Here is a 17,638-nt window from a genome sequence, read left to right on the forward strand (position 1 = left end):
TGTTCGTTGAATTTGGCTGCCTCGTCGAGCACCGCCTGCGCCGTCTCCGGCGTGGCGTCCTCGAAGCCAGGCAGCTTGCTGACTGCRTCAAGATCAGCCAGTTCGTTCATCACGAACAACATGTCCTTGAGCGGGGCACGGTAGGTCATCGATGTCTCCGGTATGTATAAAAAAGCCGTTCTCGGGCGGGCCCGGAACGGCTAGTACTTACTGATCAAGCCCGGCGCCTCAAACGCCGTGCCGGGCGGTGGGGATCAGCCCAGCGCCGCCACCAGCTCGGGCACGACGGTGTTCAGATCGCCAACCAGGCCGTAGTCGGCCACCGAGAAGATCGGGGCTTCGGCATCCTTGTTGATCGCCACGATCACCTTGGAGTCCTTCATGCCGGCCAGATGCTGGATCGCGCCGGAGATGCCGACGGCGATGTACAGCTGCGGCGCAACGATCTTGCCGGTCTGGCCGACCTGGTAATCGTTGGGCACGAAGCCGGCGTCGACAGCAGCGCGGGACGCGCCCATCGCGGCGTTCAGCTTGTCGGCCAGCGGCGTCAGCACCTTGGTGTAGTTCTCGCCGGAACCCACGCCACGGCCACCGGACACGATGATCTTGGCGGCGGTCAGCTCGGGGCGGTCGCTCTTGGTGACTTCGCGCGAAACGAATTGCGAGATGCCAGCGTCGGCCACGGCGGGCAGGCTTTCCACGGCGGCCGAGCCACCTTCGGCTGCGGCAGCGTCAAAGCCGGTACCGCGCACGGTGATGACCTTGACCTTGTCCGACGACTGAACGATCGAGATCGCGTTGCCGGCGTAGATCGGGCGCTCGAACGTGTCCGGGCTGTCGACCTTGGTGATGTCCGACAGCTGGGCTACGTCCAGCTTGGCCGCGACGCGCGGCAGGATGTTCTTGCCGTAGGCCGATGCTGGCGCCAGGATGTGGCTGTAGTCGCTGGCGATGGCCAGCACTTGCTCGGCCACGTTTTCGGCCAGGCCGTCGGCGAACTGCGGCGCGTCGGCCAGCAGCACCTTGGACACGCCGGCAATCTTCGCGGCAGCGGCAGCGGCGGCGGCGGCGTTGGCGCCGGCCACCAGCACGTGGACATCGCCGCCGCACTGGGCGGCTGCCGTCACGGTATTCAGCGTGGCGGCCTTGATGGATTGGTTGTCGTGTTCAGCAATAACGAGTGCAGTCATGTTTTATCTCCTGGCGCGCTCAGATGACCTTGGCTTCGTTCTTCAGCTTTTGCACCAGCGTCGCAACGTCCGGCACCATCACACCCGCGCTACGCTTGGGCGGCTCAACGACCTTGACGGTCTTCAGACGCGGCGCCACGTCCACGCCGAGATCTTCCGGCTTGACGATGTCGAGCGGCTTCTTTTTGGCCTTCATGATGTTCGGCAGCGTGACATAACGCGGCTCGTTCAGGCGCAGGTCCGTGGTCACCACCGCCGGCAGCTTGAGCGACAGGGTCTCCAGACCGCCATCCACTTCACGCGTCACCGACGCGCGGCCATCGGCCACCACCACCTTCGAGGCGAAGGTAGCCTGCGGCAGGCCCGCCAGCGCAGCCAGCATCTGGCCGGTCTGGTTGGAGTCGTCGTCGATGGCCTGCTTGCCCAGGATCACCAGTTGCGGCTGTTCCTTGTCGACCAGGGCCTTGAGCAGCTTGGCCACGGCCAGCGGCTGCAGGTCTTCGTTCGATTCCACCAGAATGCCGCGGTCGGCACCGATGGCCATCGCCGTACGCAGGGTTTCCTGGCACTGGGTCACGCCGCAGGACACGGCGATCACTTCGGTGACCACCCCGGCTTCCCGCAGGCGCACCGCTTCTTCCACGGCGATTTCGTCAAACGGGTTCATGCTCATCTTGACGTTAGCCAGATCCACACCCGTGCCGTCCGACTTCACCCGGACCTTGACGTTGTAATCCACCACGCGCTTGACTGCGACGAGTACTTTCATGCGCTCACTCCACTGATAGTCGATAGTCAGAAATTTGGTTCGCCCGCCATTATAACCACCGGGTGGGTGGCACTCTTATTTTTCGAACGGTCGTACTATTTTATCGATAAAGAATTGCCGGGCATAGCCCGGCAATGTGAAAACCTCGCCGTATTGTGCCGCAGGATGCCCTGCGGCACACGGTTATTGAGGGTTTTTTCAAACTTACCAGGCGGTAATCACCGAATCCTTGAAGGTGCTCTGGACGTACTGCTTGATCTCCGGCGAATGATAGGCCTTGACCAGCTTGGCTACCCAGGGCTTGTTCTTGTCGGCTTCGCGGATGGCGATCAGGTTGGCGTAGGGACCCTTGGGGCCTTCCATGGCAATCGCGTCCTTGGTGGGCGACAGGCCAGCCGATTCCGCGTAGTTACCATTGATGGCGGCGGCGTCGAGGTCATCCAGCGAACGCGGCAGCTGCGCGGCGTCCAGCTCGACGATTCGGATCTTCTTCGGGTTGGAGACGATGTCCAGCGGCGTGGCCTTCAGGCCAGCATCCGGGCGCAGCTTGATCAGGCCCTTGCTTTGCAGCAACAGCAAGCCACGGCCGCCATTGGTGGGGTCGTTCGGCACACCAACGCGCGCGCCGTCCTTGAGCTGGTCGAGCGACTTGATCTTCTTGGAGTACACGCCCATCGGGAAGGTCACGGTGAAGGCGATGTGGGTGAACTTGTAGCCACGGTCCTTGATCTGCGCTTCCAGGTACGGCAGGTGCTGGTAGCTGTTGGCGTCCAGGTCGCCAGCGGCCAGCGCGGCGTTCGGCTGGACATAGTCACTGAACTCCACCAGCTGGATATTCAGGCCGTCCTTGGCCGCGACCTTCTTCACCTGCTCCATGATCTGGGCGTGCGGGCCGCCGGTGACGCCGATCTTGATCGGCTTTTCCTGCGCCAAGGCGCCAGTGGCCAGGGTGGCGCCCAGGGCGGCGCCGACAATCCATTGCAGCAAGTTACGACGTTGCATGTTGACTTCCTTTTTCTCGATGGCTCTATGTCTTTGCAGATAGCCAGGCGGATCGCCGGGCTGACTTGTTACTTGTGGCTGATGCGCCGCACCAGCCAGTCGCCGAAGCTTTGCACCGCTTGTACGAAGACGATCAGGATCAGCACCACCGCCACCATCACCTCGGTGATGTAGCGCTGGTAGCCGTAGCGGATGCCGAGGTCACCCAGGCCGCCGCCGCCGATGGCGCCGGCCATGGCCGAGTAGCCCACCAGGCTGACAAAGGTGATGGTCAGGCCGGCCACGATGCCAGGCATGGCCTCGGGCAGCAGCACCTTCATCACGATCTGGCCGGTGCTCGCGCCCATCGACTGGGCGGCCTCTACCAGGCCTTTGTCGACTTCGCGCAGCGCGCTTTCCACCAGCCGTGCGATAAACGGAATCGCGGCGATGGTCAGCGGCACCACGGCCGCGGTCGTGCCGATCGACGAGCCCACGATAAAGCGCGTGAACGGAATCACCACCACCAGCAGGATGATGAAGGGGATCGAGCGCACGGCGTTGACCACCACGCCGATGGTGCGGTTGAACAGCGGGTGCGACAGCACGCCGCCGCGGTTGGTCAGGTGCAGCAGCACGCCCAGCGGCACGCCAAACAGCGCGCCGACCACACCCGAGATGCTCACCATCAGCAGCGTCTCGTTGAACGAGGTCAGGAACAGGTCAAACATTTCAGACCACATGCTCGATCTCCTCCACTACCACGCCTTCTTGTTGCAGATACTCCATTGCCGCCTTCACGTCGGCCAGGTCGCCGGTGGCCATAATGGCCAGCGAGCCGAAGGCCTGGCCCTGGATCTCGTCGATATGCCCGTGCAGGATGTTGAAGTCCAGCCCGTAGCGGCGAATCGCCTGGGCCAGCACCGGCTGGTCCACGCCCGCGCCGGTGAAGGCCAGGCGATAGACATGGTCGCGCCCGTTGCCGAGGCGGCTCTCCACGCGCTTGAGCACGCTTTGCGGCAGTTCCTGCGCGATCACGTCGCCGATCATGGCGCGCGTGACCGCATGCTGCGGACGCAGGAAAACGTCGATCACCCGGCCGGTTTCCACCACCTGGCCAGCTTCAAGCACGGCCACGCGGTCGCAGACCTGCTTGATCACTTCCATCTGGTGCGTGATCATGACGATGGTCAGGCCCAGCTCGCGATTGATCTGCTTGAGCAGTTCCAGGATGGAGCGCGTGGTCTCCGGATCGAGGGCGGACGTGGCCTCGTCCGACAGCAGCACCTTGGGCTTGCTGGCCAATGCACGTGCAATCCCCACACGCTGCTTCTGCCCGCCGCTGATCTGGGCGGGATAGCGATCCTTGAGCGCCGTCAGGCCAACCAGCTCCAGCAGCGGCAGCACCGTGTCGGAGATCTCGCTGCGGGATTTGCCAGCCAGCTCCAGCGGCAGCGCCACGTTGTCATAAACGGTGCGCGACGACAGCAGGTTGAAATGCTGGAAGATCATGCCGATGTCGCGGCGTGCCCGGCGCAACGCGCCGCTATCGAGCGCGGTCAGTTCCTGGCCGGCGACGAAGACGCGTCCGGCGCTGGGGCGGTTAAGCAGGTTGATGGCGCGCACCAGCGTGCTCTTGCCAGCGCCGCTGCGGCCGATGATGCCGAAGACCTCACCTGCCGCAATCGACAGGTTGACGTCCCGCAGCGCATGCACCTCACCCGACCCGCCGGGGAAGCGCTGCGAAAGACCTTGCAGTTCGATCATGTGAAAAGAAAACGGCAACAGGCGAGTTTGTCTCTAGCACTGTTGCCGCATTTTATTTTTTTGGGCGAAGCGCGCATTTTAAGCGATCCGCTTCATACCAGAAACGACTTTTTGCCGATGTCTTTATGCGTTGAGGGCATATAGCCCAACAAAAACCACAGAAAAGAGATTTACAAGACACCCCACGAGGGCGGGCGCTTGTCGAGGAAAGCCTGAACACCTTCCAGCGCCGTCGGATCCATCATATTGCAGGCCATGGTCTGCCCGGCAAGCTGGTAGGCCGCTTCGATGCCCATCTCCAGCTGGCGGTAGAACAGGCCCTTGCCGGCGGCTACGGCGGCGGCCGGCTTGGCGCAGATGCTGGCCGCCAGGCGTGCAACCTCGGCATCGAGAGCATCGGCGGGCACCACGCGGTTGACCAGCCCGCAGTCGCGGGCTTGCAGCGCGTCGATCATGTCGCCGGTCAGCAGCATCTCCATGGCGTGCTTGCGCGACAGGTTACGCGACAGCGCCACGCCTGGCGTGGCGCAGAACAGGCCAAGGTTGACGCCCGATACCGCAAAGCGAGCCACATCGGCGGCCACCGCCAGGTCGCACATCGCCACCAGCTGGCAGCCGGCCGCCGTGGCAATACCCTGCACGCGCGCGATCACCGGCTGCGGCATCTTCTGCATCGCCATCATCATGCGGGTGCAGCGGTCGAACAGGCGGCGGTAGTAGTCGTGCGACGGGCTGGCGCGCATTTCGCGCAGATCATGTCCCGCGCAGAACGCGCGGCCGGCGGCGGCCAGCACCACGACGCGGACCGAGGCATCGGCGCCGGCGCGGGCAAACGCCGCGGACAGCGCATCCAGCAGGTCCTCTGACAGCGCGTTGAACGCCTCCGGGCGGTTCATCGTCAGGCGCAGCACGCCCGGGGCGTCGAGGCTTTCGCTCACCAGCGGGGTCACGGCGCGGTTATCGGTTTCAGCCATGCCAGGGCCTCCTATCGTTCGAGCAGCACCTTGAGGTGCGCACACACGCTACGGCTCAGCGCGCTCAGGTTATAGCCGCCTTCCAGGCAACTGACGATGCGCCCCTTTGCATGGGCGCGGGCGACGTCGACCAGTTGGGCGGTGATCCACGCATAGTCCTGCTCGACCAGCCCCATCTGCCCAAGGTCATCCTCTCGATGGGCGTCGAAGCCAGCCGAGATAAACAACATCTGCGGCTTGAACTCGTTCAGGCGCGGCAGCCAGATCGTCTCAACCACTTCGCGCACCGCCAGGCCGTTGGTATAGGCCGGCAGCGGGATGTTCGACATATTGGTGGCAATGTGCTCGGTGCCGCTGTAGGGATAAAACGGATGCTGGAAGAAGCTGCACATCAGCACCTGGGCATCGCCACGGAATGCGGCTTCGGTGCCATTGCCGTGATGCACATCGAAATCGACGATGGCCACGCGCTCCAACCCGTGCGCGGCGAGCGCATGACGCGCGGCGATCGCCACATTGTTGTAGAAGCAGAAACCCATGGCCCGGTCCGGCTCGGCATGGTGGCCCGGCGGGCGCACGCAGCAGAACGCATTCTCGATCTCACCCGCCATCACCGCATCGGTGGCGGCCACCGCGGCGCCTGCCGCATGGGTGGCGGCGGCGAGCGTGTGCGGGTTCATCAGGGTATCGGGATCGATCGGGTGGTAGCCGCTGGCCGGGCTGGCCGCGGCCAGCGAGGCGATGTACTGCGGAAAATGCACGCGCCCGATCTGCTCGGCGGTGGCGGCGCTCGCCTCGCGCCGGTCAAGCAGGCCATCCATGCCGTGCGAGATCAGGTGATCCTCAATGGCCTGCAGGCGCTCAGGGCACTCCGGATGGAATGGCCCCATCTCATGCAGCAGGAACTCGGGATGCGTGTAATAGCCTGTGGGCATGTCTTATTGCTTTAATCGTGGTCTCCATTCGTTACGTTAGCACATGCCGCGCCAGCCACCCAGCGAGGTGCCGCGCGTGCACCATCCGCTATACTCGCAGCGACTTGCAAAGGACACCATGACCGACTCCCAGCGCTCCCTGCGCCGCCCGCTTCTGGGCGCCGCACTTTCCGCTGCCGCATTGAGCTTGTGCGGCGTCTCCCCCGCCCTGCTTGCAGCCGGCAAGCGCCGCGTGAGCATGCGCGAAGAAGAAATCGAGCCGGGCCGCTACCGTGACAATCCCAAGAGCCGCGCCTTCATCGACGAAATGGTGGCGCGCCACGGCTTTGCCCGCCAGACGCTGGAAGGCTGGTTCGGCCAGGCCGTGTATTCATCCACGGTGGTGCGCCTGATCATGCCGCCCGCCACGCCGGGACGCAAAAGCTGGCGCACCTACCGCTCGCGCTTTATCGAGCCGATCCGCATCAACGCGGGCGTGCGCTTCTGGCAGCAAAATCGCGAAACACTGCGCCGCGCGGAAGCCGAGTTCGGCGTGCCGGCCTCGGTGATCGTCGGCATCATCGGTGTCGAGACCATCTATGGCCGCGACATGGGTACCTTCCGCGTGATCGACTCGCTTTCCACGCTGGCCTTCGATTATCCGGACGTGCCCAACCGCGAAGCGCGCACCACGCTGTTCCGCAACCAGCTGACCGACTACCTGCTCTGGTGCCGCGACACCAACACCGATGTGTTCTCGGTGCTGGGCTCCTTCGCGGGTGCCGTGGGCATTCCGCAGTTCATGCCCACAAGCCTGCGCGAATACGCCATCGACTATGACGGCGACGGCCGCATCGACCTGCGCAGCAGCGCCACCGACGCGATCGGCAGCGTGGCGCGTTTCCTGCAGCTGCACGGCTGGGAACCGGGCCGCCCGGTGGTCTGGCGCATCGCCGCCGACGAGGGCAGCCGCGGCATCGCCGCCGCAGCCGCGGATGGCGAGCCATGGCCCACCCGCACGCTCAACCAGTTGCTCAAGACCGGCCTGCGCGTGGACGAGCCGATCGACCCGACACGCGAAGGCGAAACCGGCGTGCTGGTGGTGGACCTGCCCACGCCCGGCGAAACCACCGACTACATGCTCGGCCTGCGCAACTTCTATGTGCTGACGCGCTACAACCGCAGCTTCTTCTACGCGCTGGCCGTGTACCAGCTGGGCGAGGCAGTCAAGGCGGCGATGGGCTGAGCTGGTATCCGCTGCGCGATAAGCAAAAAGCCCCCGCAAGACTGAACTCGCGGGGGCTTTTTCAATGCGCGGTGCAAGGCAGCATCAGGCCGGGAACACCCCGGTCGAAAGGTAGCGATCACCACGATCGCACACCACGAACACGATGGTGGCATTCTCCGCTTCCTCGGCGATACGCAGCGCGACGCACAGCGCACCGGCAGCCGAGATGCCGCAGAAGATCCCTTCCTCGCGCGCCATGCGACGTGCCATGTGCTCGGCATCGCCCTGGCTGACAGGCTCGGTACGGTCAATGAACTTCGGATCGTAGATCTTCGGCATGTACGCCTCGGGCCACTTGCGGATGCCGGGAATACGCGAGCCTTCGGCCGGCTGCGCACCCACGATCTGAATCCCTGCGTTCTGTTCCTTCAGGTAGCGCGAGACACCGGTGATGGTGCCCGTGGTGCCCATGGCAGAGACGAAGTGAGTAATGCGCCCTTCGGTGTCGCGCCAGATCTCCGGGCCGGTGGTCTCGTAGTGCGCCAGCGGATTGTCCGGGTTGGCGAACTGGTCCAGGATCACGCCGCGGCCGTCGCGCTCCATGGAGTCCGCGAGGTCACGCGCGTATTCCATGCCGCCCTTGACCGGTGTCAGGATGATCTCCGCGCCGTAGGCAGCCATGCTCTGGCGGCGCTCCATGCTCAGGTCTTCCGGCATGATCAGCACCATCTTGTAGCCGCGGATGGCGGCTGCCATGGCCAGCGCGATGCCGGTATTGCCCGAAGTAGCCTCGATCAGCGTATCGCCCGGCTTGATGCGCCCGCGCGACTCGGCGCGGGCAATCATCGAGACCGCCGGCCGGTCCTTGACCGAGCCCGCCGGGTTGTTGCCCTCGAGCTTGCCGAGGATTACGTTGCCGCGCGGGGTGCCGGCGGCGCCGGGGATGCGCTGCAGTTGCACCAGCGGCGTATTGCCGATGGTGTCTTCAATCGTCTTGTAGGCCATGGTGAGCGGGATTCCAATATCGGCGGACATTGTAATCCAGTCGCAAAGCCTGCGTTGCCGACGTGGCGTGTCAGGCTTCGGCCTCGATTTCGGCTTCGGCCTTGCGGCTGCCGAGCAGGTGGTACAGCAGAATCGCCCCAAAAGTGGCGGTACCGATGCCGCCCAGCGTCATGCCGCCCAGCTTCAGCGTCAGGTCGCCAGCCGCCACGGTCAGCGTGGCGCCGACCGTGATCAGGTTGCGCGAACTGGAGAAATCGACCTTGTTCTGCACCCAGATACGCCCGGCAGTGGCGGCGATCAGGCCGAACACCACGATGGTCAGGCCACCGATCACGGGACCCGGGATGGTCAGGATCAGCGCACCGAACTTGGGCGAAAAGCCCAGCACCAGCGCCACCACCGCCGCCACCACGAAGATCAGCGTGGAGTAGATCTTGGTCACCGCCATCACGCCCATGTTTTCGGCATAAGTGGTCACGCCCGTGCCGCCGCCGCCGGCGGAAATGATGGTGGCAATGCCGTCGCCGATGAAGGCGCGGCCGATATAGGGATCGAGATTGCGGCCGGTCATCACGCTGATGGCCTTGATGTGCCCCAAGTTTTCCGCCACCAGCACGATGGCCACCGGCGCGATCAGCAGCATGGCGCTGGCCTGGAACACTGGCGTGGAGAAGACCGGCAGCCCGAACCAGGCCGCGGCGGCCACGCCGGAGAAGTCGATGCCTTTGCCCATGCCCAGCCCGTTGGTGCAAACGTAGTACAGCACGTAGCCGAACAGCCCGCCCACCAGTACCGGCAGCCGACGCAGCATGCCCGGCGCATGCACCGCCACCACGCCCACGGCCAGCACGGTCGCCAGGCCCACCCAGGTATCCAACGGCGCGCCGCTCACGGCCTTGACCGCCACCGGCGCGAGGTTCAGCCCGATGGCCGCGACGATGGCACCCGTGACCACCGGCGGCATCAGCCGCTCCACCCAGCGATACCCCACCGCCTGCACCACCAGCCCGATCAGCAGGTACAACACGCCCGCGGCGATGATGCCGCCAAGCGCCACCGGGATATTCGGGTTGGGGCCGCTGCCGGCGTAGCCGGTCGCCGCGATCACCACCGCGATGAAGGCAAAGCTGGAGCCCAGGTAGCTCGGCACCCTGCCGCGCACGCACAGGAAGAAAATCAGCGTGCCGATGCCGGAAAACAGGATGGCGATATTGGGATTGAAGCCCATCAGGATCGGCGCGATCGCGGTTGAGCCGAACATCGCTACCACATGCTGGATACCTGCCAGCAGTGTCTGGCCGGCGGGCAGGCGCTCATCAGGCGCAATCACGCCGTGCGTCTTTAGCCGCCACTTGGGCAGGAACCCCGCGTCCTCGTTATTTCCCATTCTCCAGCTCCCTTTTTTATTGGCCTGGCCGCCCCGTGTGCGGGCAGGTCCGGCGCGATCTTGGATTTTGTTGGCCACGCAGCCGGCTCGGGCCGCAACAGCGTCCGCATGATACCGCGCGGCCGCATTCGTGATAAGCCACACGGCACTAGCACGAGCCATACCAGCGCCGGATCCTCGTGCTGGTGCACGAGCAGCAAAAAGCCCCGGACTCGGCCGGGGCTTCGACGATCGGATAGCTTGGATGCGGGCGCCGCGCCGCACGCCCGCGGCAACCTTAGCGAACGGCCTTGGCCGGCGGCTTCTCCGTCTTGGCGTCCTTCTTGGCCGGGGCCGGGGCCGCCGCCACCGTGGCCTTCGGCGCCGCAGCGCCGCCGGCGCCGATGGTCATGCCGGCCTCCTGCAGGCGCACGACAGATTTCTGCCCCAGGCCCTTGACCCGATCGGCGAGATCCGCGGCATCCTTGAAGGGACCACCCCGGCCGCGTTCGCTGACAATGGTGCTGGCCGTGGCCGGCCCGATGCCCTTGAGCGACACCAGCGCAGCCTCATCGGCGGTATTCACATCGACCGCCGCAATCGCGGCACCCGATAGCGAGAACCAGACGGCGGCGGCCAGCAGGACCTGCCTGGACGCGCGCGTCAAAGTTGGCTTGAACATGGGAGTTTCTCCTATCCATTGATGAAGGTCGCTTCGCCCTGGCTGGACGAAGCAACACGCAGGATAGGAGCGCGCAACCGGCTTGGCGCACCTCGCAACAAAAGTTCACCTCAACGCTACCAAGGTGTCTCCACAGCGCGCGCAAGGCGCACAAAAGGCGCCCTTACGCGGGTGTCTTTGCGACTTCAGCCCTTGTCCTGCAGCAGCCAGCGGCAGTAGCGCGACACGCCTTCTTCCACAGTGTAGAACGCATCCTTGTACCCAGCGCCACGCAGGCGCGAGACATCGGACTGGGTGTAGCACTGGTACTTGCCGCGCAGCGCGTCGGGGAACTTGATGTATTCCACCAGTCCCTCCTGCACCATCTCGTCGAGCGTCAGCTGGGGTCGGCCATCGGCCTCGCGCAGCGTGTTGACCACGGTCGCGGCAATGTCGTTGAACGGTTGCGCGCGGCCGGTGCCCAGGTTGAAGATGCCCGACTTGTCCGGATGCTCCAGGAAGAACAGGTTGACCTTCACCACGTCCTCCACCGAGACGAAGTCGCGGGTGTGGCCACCCGGCACATAGCCGCCATACTCGCCAAACAGCTTCACCGTGCCATCGGCGCGGAACTGGTTGAAATTGTGGAACGCCACCGAGGCCATGCGGCCCTTGTGCGCTTCGCGCGGGCCATACACGTTGAAGTAGCGAAAGCCCACGATCTGCGACAACGCGGACGGCAGCGTGCGCCGCACCACCTGGTCGAACAGGAACTTCGAGTAGCCGTAGACGTTCAGCGGCTTCTCGTATTGGCGCTCTTCCTTGAACACCTGCGAGGCGCCATAGGTGGCTGCCGAAGAGGCGTAGAGGAACTGCGTGCCCTGCTCCAGGCAGGCATCCATCAACGCCTGGGTGTAGCGGAAATTGTTCTCCATCATGTAGCGGCCGTCGGTCTCCATGGTGTCGGAGCAAGCTCCCTCATGGAACACCGCGCGTACCTTGCCGAACTCACCGCGCTTGAAGCGCTCGAGAAACTCGCTCTTGTCAAGGTAGTCGCGGATCTCGCAGTCGACGAGGTTGTGGAACTTGTCGGCGCGCGTCAGGTTGTCGACGGCGACGACATTGTCTTCGCCGCGCTCGTTCAGGCCCTTGACGAGGTTGCTGCCGATAAAGCCGGCAGCGCCGGTTACGATGATGGTCATGGTCGTGTGGGCTCAAAAGAGCCAGGAGGCAGCGCGGCCATTACGCCGGCGTGCCGAACAATTCAGGATAGGTGACGACCGCGGTGCCCAGCTTACCCACCACGATGCTGCCAGCGCGGTTGGCGTGCTGTACGGCCTCCTTAAGCGGCACGCCCGCGCCCAGCATGGTCGCCAGCGTGGCGATCACGGTGTCGCCGGCACCGGACACGTCGTAGACTTCGCGCGCCTGCGCCGACACGTGCAGCACCTCGGCTTCGGTATAGAGCGTCATGCCCTCTTCCGAGCGCGTCAGCAGCAGCGCTTCAAGATGCAGCTCGCGCCGCAGGTTCTGGGCCCGGATGGTGAGATCGGACTCGGTCTTCCAGGCGCCCACCACGTGCCGCATTTCGGCACGGTTGGGGGTGATCAGCGTCGCGCCGCGATAGCGTGAGTAATCATCGCCCTTGGGATCGACCAGCACCAGGCAGCCCGCGGCGCGGCCCGCCTCGACCATGCGGCCCACGTGGGCCAGGCCGCCCTTGCCGTAGTCGGAGAGCACCAGGACCTTGTACTCTTTGACCAGGGCCAGGAAACGATCCTGCACCGCAGCCAGCACTTCATGTCCCGGTGCATTCTCGAAGTCCACGCGCAGCAACTGCTGCTGGTGCGCCACCACGCGCAGCTTGATGGTGGTGTTGACGCTGGGGTCGCGATGCAGGTAGGGCTGCACGTGGCTGGCGCTGAGCAGCGCCTCCAGCGTACGGCCGGGCTCGTCATCGCCGACCACGCCCAGCATGCCCACCTGGGCGCCCAGCGCGGCGGCATTGCGCGCCACGTTGGCAGCGCCGCCAAGGCGTTCGTCGCTGCGCTTGATCTGCACCACCGGCACCGGGGCTTCCGGGGAGATGCGCTCGACATCGCCGAACCAATAGCGGTCGAGCATCATGTCGCCCGCCACCAGGATGCGCGATTGATTGATCTGTTGCTGCGGAATATGGTTCTTGCTCATGGACATCCTTGGCAACACAGCCCGGTCCGTCAGCCGGGGCGTTGGCTTGTCGTTCCCGTTGGGTTGCGTTTCAGCGCGTCGTGGTCGGCCGCCCGATCGCATGATATTCGATGCCCGCTTCCTGCATGGCTTCGGGCTCGTACAGATTGCGTCCGTCGAAGATGACGGGTGCCTTCAGGCGGCGCTTGATCTGGTTGAAATCCGGGCTGCGGAACACCTTCCATTCTGTGACGATGACCAGGGCATCAGCGCCGTCGAGCGTGTCCATCTGCGCGTCGCTGAAATGCACGCGTGCAAAGCCACCGTCGATGTGTGCGAGATCGAGCGCCAGCGCATGCTTGGCCTCGGCCATCGAGATCGGATCATGCACGCGCAGCGAGGCACCGCGCGACACCAGCGCTTGCGCCAGCACCCGCGACGGCGCTTCGCGCATGTCGTCGGTATTGGGCTTGAAGGCCAGGCCCCAGATCGCAAAGGTACGGCCAGTGAGATCCTCGCCAAAGCGGCGCACGACCTTGTCGGCCAGCACCTGCTTTTGCGCGTCGTTGACCGCTTCCACCGCTTCCAGCACGCGCATGGGCTTGCCATGCGCGCTGGCGGTACGCATCAGCGCCTGCACATCCTTGGGGAAGCACGAGCCGCCGTAGCCGGCACCGGCGTACAGGAAACTATAGCCGATGCGCGGATCGGAACCGATGCCCATGCGGACCAGCTCGATATCGGCACCAACCTCATCGGCCAGGTTCGCCAGCTCGTTCATGAACGAGATGCGCGTGGCCAGCATCGAGTTGGCGGCGTACTTGGTGAACTCGGCCGAGCGCACGTCCATATAGAACGTACGCTCGTGATTGCGGTTGAAGGGCGCGTAGAGCTGGCGCATGATCGCCTTGGCATGCCGGCCTGCCACGTCGGCATTGCAGCCCAGCACGATACGGTCGGGACGCATGAAGTCCTCCACCGCGGCGCCTTCCTTCAGGAATTCCGGATTCGAGACCACAGAGAACTGCAGGTCCTCGAGGCCACGGGCGGTCAGCTCTTCACGAATGGCTTCGGCGACACGATCGCCGGTGCCGACCGGCACGGTGGACTTGTCCACCACCACCTTGAAGCCGGTCATGTACTTGCCGATATTGCGGGCCGCCGCCAGCACATATTGCAGGTCGGCGGAGCCATCCTCGTCGGGCGGCGTGCCAACGGCGATGAACTGCACGTCGGCATGCTCCACGCTGGCCGCCACATCGGTGGAAAATGTCAGCCGGCCAGCCTCGCGATTACGCTGGATCAGCTCCTTTAAGCCCGGCTCGTAGATTGGCACGCCGCCGGCATTGAGCATCGCGATCTTGCGTTCGTCGACGTCCAGGCAAAACACATCGTTGCCCAGCTCAGCCAGGCAGGCCCCGGTCACTAGACCGACGTAGCCGCTGCCGATAATGGTGACTTTCATAACTTGTACTCCAGATAGGGATTGGCGTGCGACGCTAAAGCAACAACATCGGCATCGGCATCAGCCGAGCGCCTCGGAACGGCGCGGCGCGTAGGTTTCCCAGCGGTTGCAGCCAGGGCACTGCCAATAGAACAACCGGGCGCGGAAACCGCACTCTCGGCAGGTATAGCGTGCCAGGTTACGCGTGCGGTGCTGCAGCAGGTCGCGAATCGCCGACACCTCTTGCTCATGTTCGATATCGTGGGCGGAGCCCGCCAGCTCGCCATCGGCCGCATCGGCCGTGACAGCCACGCTGGCTTGCGCGACCTCGGCGGCCTGCGCCTCAAAATACTTGGTCAGGGCCTGCAACGACGGCTGCCGGCGCAATTGCTCGCGCATCAGCACGGCCGCGGCATGCGCGCCGTGCTGCTCCAGCTCGGCGCGATAGGCACTATCGAGCAACTCGGCAGCCAGGTTCGTCTTCAGCAGGCCGCGCAGCCACTCCAGCGCCCGGCCATCGTCGCCGAGCTGGCGGTACGCTTTAACCACGCGATCCGCCACCAGCGGCAGGTAAGACGCGTCCTGCTTCTCGATGCCCAGCCAGTGGCCAAGCGCGCCTTGCGCGTCGCCCGCGGCCATGGCCACATCGCCCAGCAGCATCGGCGCACGCACATTGGCGGGGTTTTCCTTGGCAGCCTGCTGCAGCCAGCCGATGGCGTCATCGGGCTGCTTGCGCTGCAGCGCGTCCTGCGCCAGTTCGCAGCAGAACTGCGCGATCTGCACACTGTAGTCCTTCTGCTCCAGCGGCTGCAGCTCGCGTGCCGCGTCGATGGCTTTCTTCCACTCTTTCTCGACTTCGTAAAGCTCCAGAAGCACATGCTTGGCCGGGGCCGCGTACGGCCCTGACATCAGCCGGCGCAGCGATTCCTCCGCGCGGTCAAGCAGGCCGGCGCGCAGGAAATCCTGGCCCAGCTCATAAAGCGCGTGCTCGCGCTCGGCATCGGGAAGATCCTGGCGGCTAGCCAGGTTCTGGTGCACGCGGATGGCGCGTTCGGTTTCACCACGCCGGCGGAACAAAGCGCCAAGCGCAAAGTGCAGCTCGGTGGTCTCGGGGTCCAGGCGCACCACCTCGATGAACGCGTCGATGGCTTGGTCGGGCTGCTCGTTGAGCAGGAAATTCAGCCCCTTGAAATAGGAGCGCGGCAGCGCGCCCTGCTCGCTCATCAGCTGGCGCGCATCGAAGCGGGCAGCCATCCAGCCGAGGCCGAAAATGAGCGGCAGCGCCAGCAGCCACCAGGTTTCAAAAATCATGGGTCAGACTTTCGGGCCAACTACGTTGTAAGGAATGCCGGAACCTGCCGCGGCCTGTGGGCCGCGCGCACTTTCCGCCGACTGGCTGCGCGCCTCGCCCAGCGCACGCCGCAGCCGGCCCGCCTCCATGCGCTGACGCATCAGCACGGGCGCCAGCGCCGCGAGCGCGGCGAGGATGCCCAGCCCGAAGGCGGCCAGCAAGATCAGGATCAGCGGCGCGCGCCAGACGGCATCAAAAAAGAGCTGCAGCGAGACGTCGGCGGTATTGCGCAGCGCCAGCACGAACAGCAGCGCGAACAGGACGATGCGGATGATCCAGGCGACAAGTTTCATGCGGGCTTCATGCGGCAGATGGGATGAATCGGACTCCGGTGATGCGGACGTCGGCGGGCGACGCCCCCTCGGTGGTAGGGTAGGGATAGGCCATTCCTGGTCACCATCCCCCCCTAAGAACCGTACGTGCGAGTTTCCCCGCATACGGCTCAAGCCTCTACAAAATGTTAATTAAACACCGGTTTCACAACGGTCTGGCCGTGGTGGTGAACGCGGATATGACAATTCGGATGCAACAGCACACGATTTCCCAGAGCGTCCGAGCCGCCGAGAATGCGCGGTTCGAGATGGTGATCTTCCCACCCGGACTCTTTGGTTATCTTGCACTGACACACCGCACACAAGCCTTGCTGGGACAGGTACAACTTGATCCATTGCTTTCGGTGCGACATGCTTGATCGCATGCGCTCTTGCCGCAACTTCTCACCGTACTGCTCCTGCTCAGGGTCAAAGGGGTTGTAGCTCCCTTTGACTTTTGTGTGCCGCTGAATGACCGTGCTCGCAAGCGAGTACAGTTCCATCCAGTGGCGACTACCAGCCTCGTCTGTGACTGTGGTCCCGAACACCCAGTTCCGTTCCCCGATCGAAGCGAAGTACTTCTTCCGCACCCAATCAGAGTTCTTTCCTCGGTGTCGCCGTGTCGCCCATCGCCATAGAGCCTGGAATACCACATGCTCCATACGTGTGAACGTGGCCTTTGCAACCACTGGACTGTGATACTGCGCCCAGCCCCTTAGCATCGGATTCAGCAGAGCAATTAGATCCGCCTGCTTTCCCGCTTTGTTAGCACTGATGACTTCCTTCACCTTGCGATAGAACGTCTGCACGTTCTTCCTGCTCGGTTTGATGAGCAGCGTTCCCGAGTACTTCCGGAAATTCCACCCTAGGAAGTCAAAGCCGTTGGCGATGTTGACGATCCGCGTCTTTTCCGTCGATAGCGTCAGCCCCCGTACTGCTAGGAACTGCTCCACCCACGGTTTTACCTCATGTTCCAAAAGCTCCGGCGTGTTGCCGGTGATCACGAAGTCATCCGCATAGCGCACAACGTTAACCTTTAGCTTCTTGGTTTGGTTGACTCCCAGCTTCGTCCGCAAGGACTCCGTCAGTTGCCGTTCCAACCCGTTCAATGCCACGTTTGCCAGAGTCGGGGAAATGATGCCCCCCTGTGGTGTTCCGGCCTCGGTCGTCTGAAACTGGCCCTGAAATACAACGCCAGCCTTCAGCCACTTTTGCAGAATTGCGCGGTCCATCGGGACGTTGCGTTCCAGCCAGTCGTGACTGATATGGTCAAAGCACCCCTTGATATCTGCCTCTAGTACCCATTGAGCCGAAGCCTTCTGGGACAACGAGACAAATAGCTGGGACATGGCATCCGCGGTAGAGCGATTGATCCGGAACCCATAGGAGTTCGGATCACTCGTCCCTTCGGACACCGGTTCCAGCGCCAGCAGATACAGGGCCTGCATGGCTCGGTCCAACATGGTCGGAATACCCAGAGGGCGTTCCTTCCCATTGGACTTGGGGAT

18 protein-coding genes are annotated in these 17,638 nt (G+C 64.0%); 1 reads left to right on the forward strand and 17 read right to left on the reverse strand.

Features of this window, described 5'->3' with window-relative positions; translation table 11 throughout:
* The 8 genes from AC1DQR_RS38595 to AC1DQR_RS38630 form a co-directional block, all read right to left on the reverse strand.
* On the reverse strand, nt 1-149 hold a 149-nt coding region (locus tag AC1DQR_RS38595; RefSeq protein WP_477109571.1), incomplete at its 3' end, for an acyl-CoA dehydrogenase N-terminal domain-containing protein.
* 105 nt (nt 150-254) lie between these two features.
* Entirely contained in the window at nt 255-1,190 is a 936-nt protein-coding gene (locus AC1DQR_RS38600; protein ID WP_477134969.1) for an electron transfer flavoprotein subunit alpha/FixB family protein, read from the reverse strand.
* 19 nt (nt 1,191-1,209) lie between these two features.
* Nucleotides 1,210-1,959, reverse strand: a complete 750-nt coding sequence (locus AC1DQR_RS38605) for an electron transfer flavoprotein subunit beta/FixA family protein (protein ID WP_006158397.1) — start codon at nt 1,957-1,959, stop codon at nt 1,210-1,212.
* Between the two features lie 204 nt (nt 1,960-2,163).
* Entirely contained in the window at nt 2,164-2,961 is a 798-nt protein-coding gene (locus AC1DQR_RS38610; RefSeq protein ID WP_477134970.1) for a MetQ/NlpA family ABC transporter substrate-binding protein, read from the reverse strand.
* 68 nt (nt 2,962-3,029) lie between these two features.
* On the reverse strand, nt 3,030-3,683 hold the full coding sequence (locus AC1DQR_RS38615) for a methionine ABC transporter permease (protein WP_043344505.1): 654 nt from the start codon (nt 3,681-3,683) through the stop codon (nt 3,030-3,032).
* Nucleotides 3,673-4,707 carry a methionine ABC transporter ATP-binding protein gene (locus AC1DQR_RS38620; protein ID WP_043344503.1) on the reverse strand — a complete coding sequence of 345 codons (1,035 nt, stop codon included), beginning with the start codon at nt 4,705-4,707 and terminating at the stop codon, nt 3,673-3,675. The genes AC1DQR_RS38615 and AC1DQR_RS38620 overlap by 11 nt, the downstream gene beginning before the upstream one ends.
* A gap of 170 nt (nt 4,708-4,877) precedes the next feature.
* Entirely contained in the window at nt 4,878-5,681 is an 804-nt protein-coding gene (locus AC1DQR_RS38625) for an enoyl-CoA hydratase (RefSeq protein WP_416047856.1), read from the reverse strand.
* An 11-nt stretch (nt 5,682-5,692) separates the two neighbouring features.
* Nucleotides 5,693-6,616, reverse strand: a complete 924-nt coding sequence (locus tag AC1DQR_RS38630) for a histone deacetylase family protein (RefSeq protein WP_477134971.1) — start codon at nt 6,614-6,616, stop codon at nt 5,693-5,695.
* Nucleotides 6,617-6,734: 118 nt separating this feature from the next.
* Between AC1DQR_RS38630 and mltB the strand changes: the two genes are divergently transcribed.
* Nucleotides 6,735-7,841: a lytic murein transglycosylase B gene (mltB, locus tag AC1DQR_RS38635; RefSeq protein ID WP_477134972.1), complete on the forward strand. Its 1,107-nt coding sequence runs from the start codon at nt 6,735-6,737 to the stop codon at nt 7,839-7,841.
* A gap of 84 nt (nt 7,842-7,925) precedes the next feature.
* On the opposite strand, the gene cysM is transcribed toward mltB, so the two are convergent.
* The 9 genes from cysM to ltrA form a co-directional block, all read right to left on the reverse strand.
* Nucleotides 7,926-8,828 (reverse strand): cysteine synthase CysM, encoded by a 903-nt coding sequence (cysM, locus tag AC1DQR_RS38640; RefSeq protein WP_477134977.1) that lies wholly within the window; start codon nt 8,826-8,828, stop codon nt 7,926-7,928.
* 70 nt (nt 8,829-8,898) lie between these two features.
* Nucleotides 8,899-10,215 carry a solute carrier family 23 protein gene (locus AC1DQR_RS38645; RefSeq protein ID WP_416047853.1) on the reverse strand — a complete coding sequence of 439 codons (1,317 nt, stop codon included), beginning with the start codon at nt 10,213-10,215 and terminating at the stop codon, nt 8,899-8,901.
* Nucleotides 10,216-10,492: 277 nt separating this feature from the next.
* Nucleotides 10,493-10,876: a ComEA family DNA-binding protein gene (locus AC1DQR_RS38650; protein ID WP_477134973.1), complete on the reverse strand. Its 384-nt coding sequence runs from the start codon at nt 10,874-10,876 to the stop codon at nt 10,493-10,495.
* A 185-nt stretch (nt 10,877-11,061) separates the two neighbouring features.
* Nucleotides 11,062-12,057: an ADP-glyceromanno-heptose 6-epimerase gene (rfaD, locus tag AC1DQR_RS38655; RefSeq protein WP_416047851.1), complete on the reverse strand. Its 996-nt coding sequence runs from the start codon at nt 12,055-12,057 to the stop codon at nt 11,062-11,064.
* A 40-nt stretch (nt 12,058-12,097) separates the two neighbouring features.
* Entirely contained in the window at nt 12,098-13,045 is a 948-nt protein-coding gene (gene rfaE1, locus AC1DQR_RS38660; protein ID WP_174423163.1) for a D-glycero-beta-D-manno-heptose-7-phosphate kinase, read from the reverse strand.
* A gap of 70 nt (nt 13,046-13,115) precedes the next feature.
* Nucleotides 13,116-14,489, reverse strand: a complete 1,374-nt coding sequence (locus AC1DQR_RS38665) for a UDP-glucose dehydrogenase family protein (protein WP_416047850.1) — start codon at nt 14,487-14,489, stop codon at nt 13,116-13,118.
* Between the two features lie 60 nt (nt 14,490-14,549).
* The gene (gene lapB / locus AC1DQR_RS38670) at nt 14,550-15,779 is read right to left on the reverse strand and encodes a lipopolysaccharide assembly protein LapB (protein WP_477134974.1); all 1,230 of its coding nucleotides are present in this window, start codon (nt 15,777-15,779) and stop codon (nt 14,550-14,552) included.
* A gap of 3 nt (nt 15,780-15,782) precedes the next feature.
* Complete coding sequence (locus AC1DQR_RS38675) at nt 15,783-16,112, reverse strand: lipopolysaccharide assembly protein LapA domain-containing protein (RefSeq protein ID WP_477134975.1); 330 nt, start codon at nt 16,110-16,112, stop codon at nt 15,783-15,785.
* Nucleotides 16,113-16,279: 167 nt separating this feature from the next.
* Nucleotides 16,280-17,638 (reverse strand): group II intron reverse transcriptase/maturase (gene ltrA, locus AC1DQR_RS38680; RefSeq protein ID WP_477134976.1); only part of this gene is annotated, 1,359 nt, incomplete at its 5' end.

This window comes from Cupriavidus sp. 05L411, assembly GCF_056398045.1.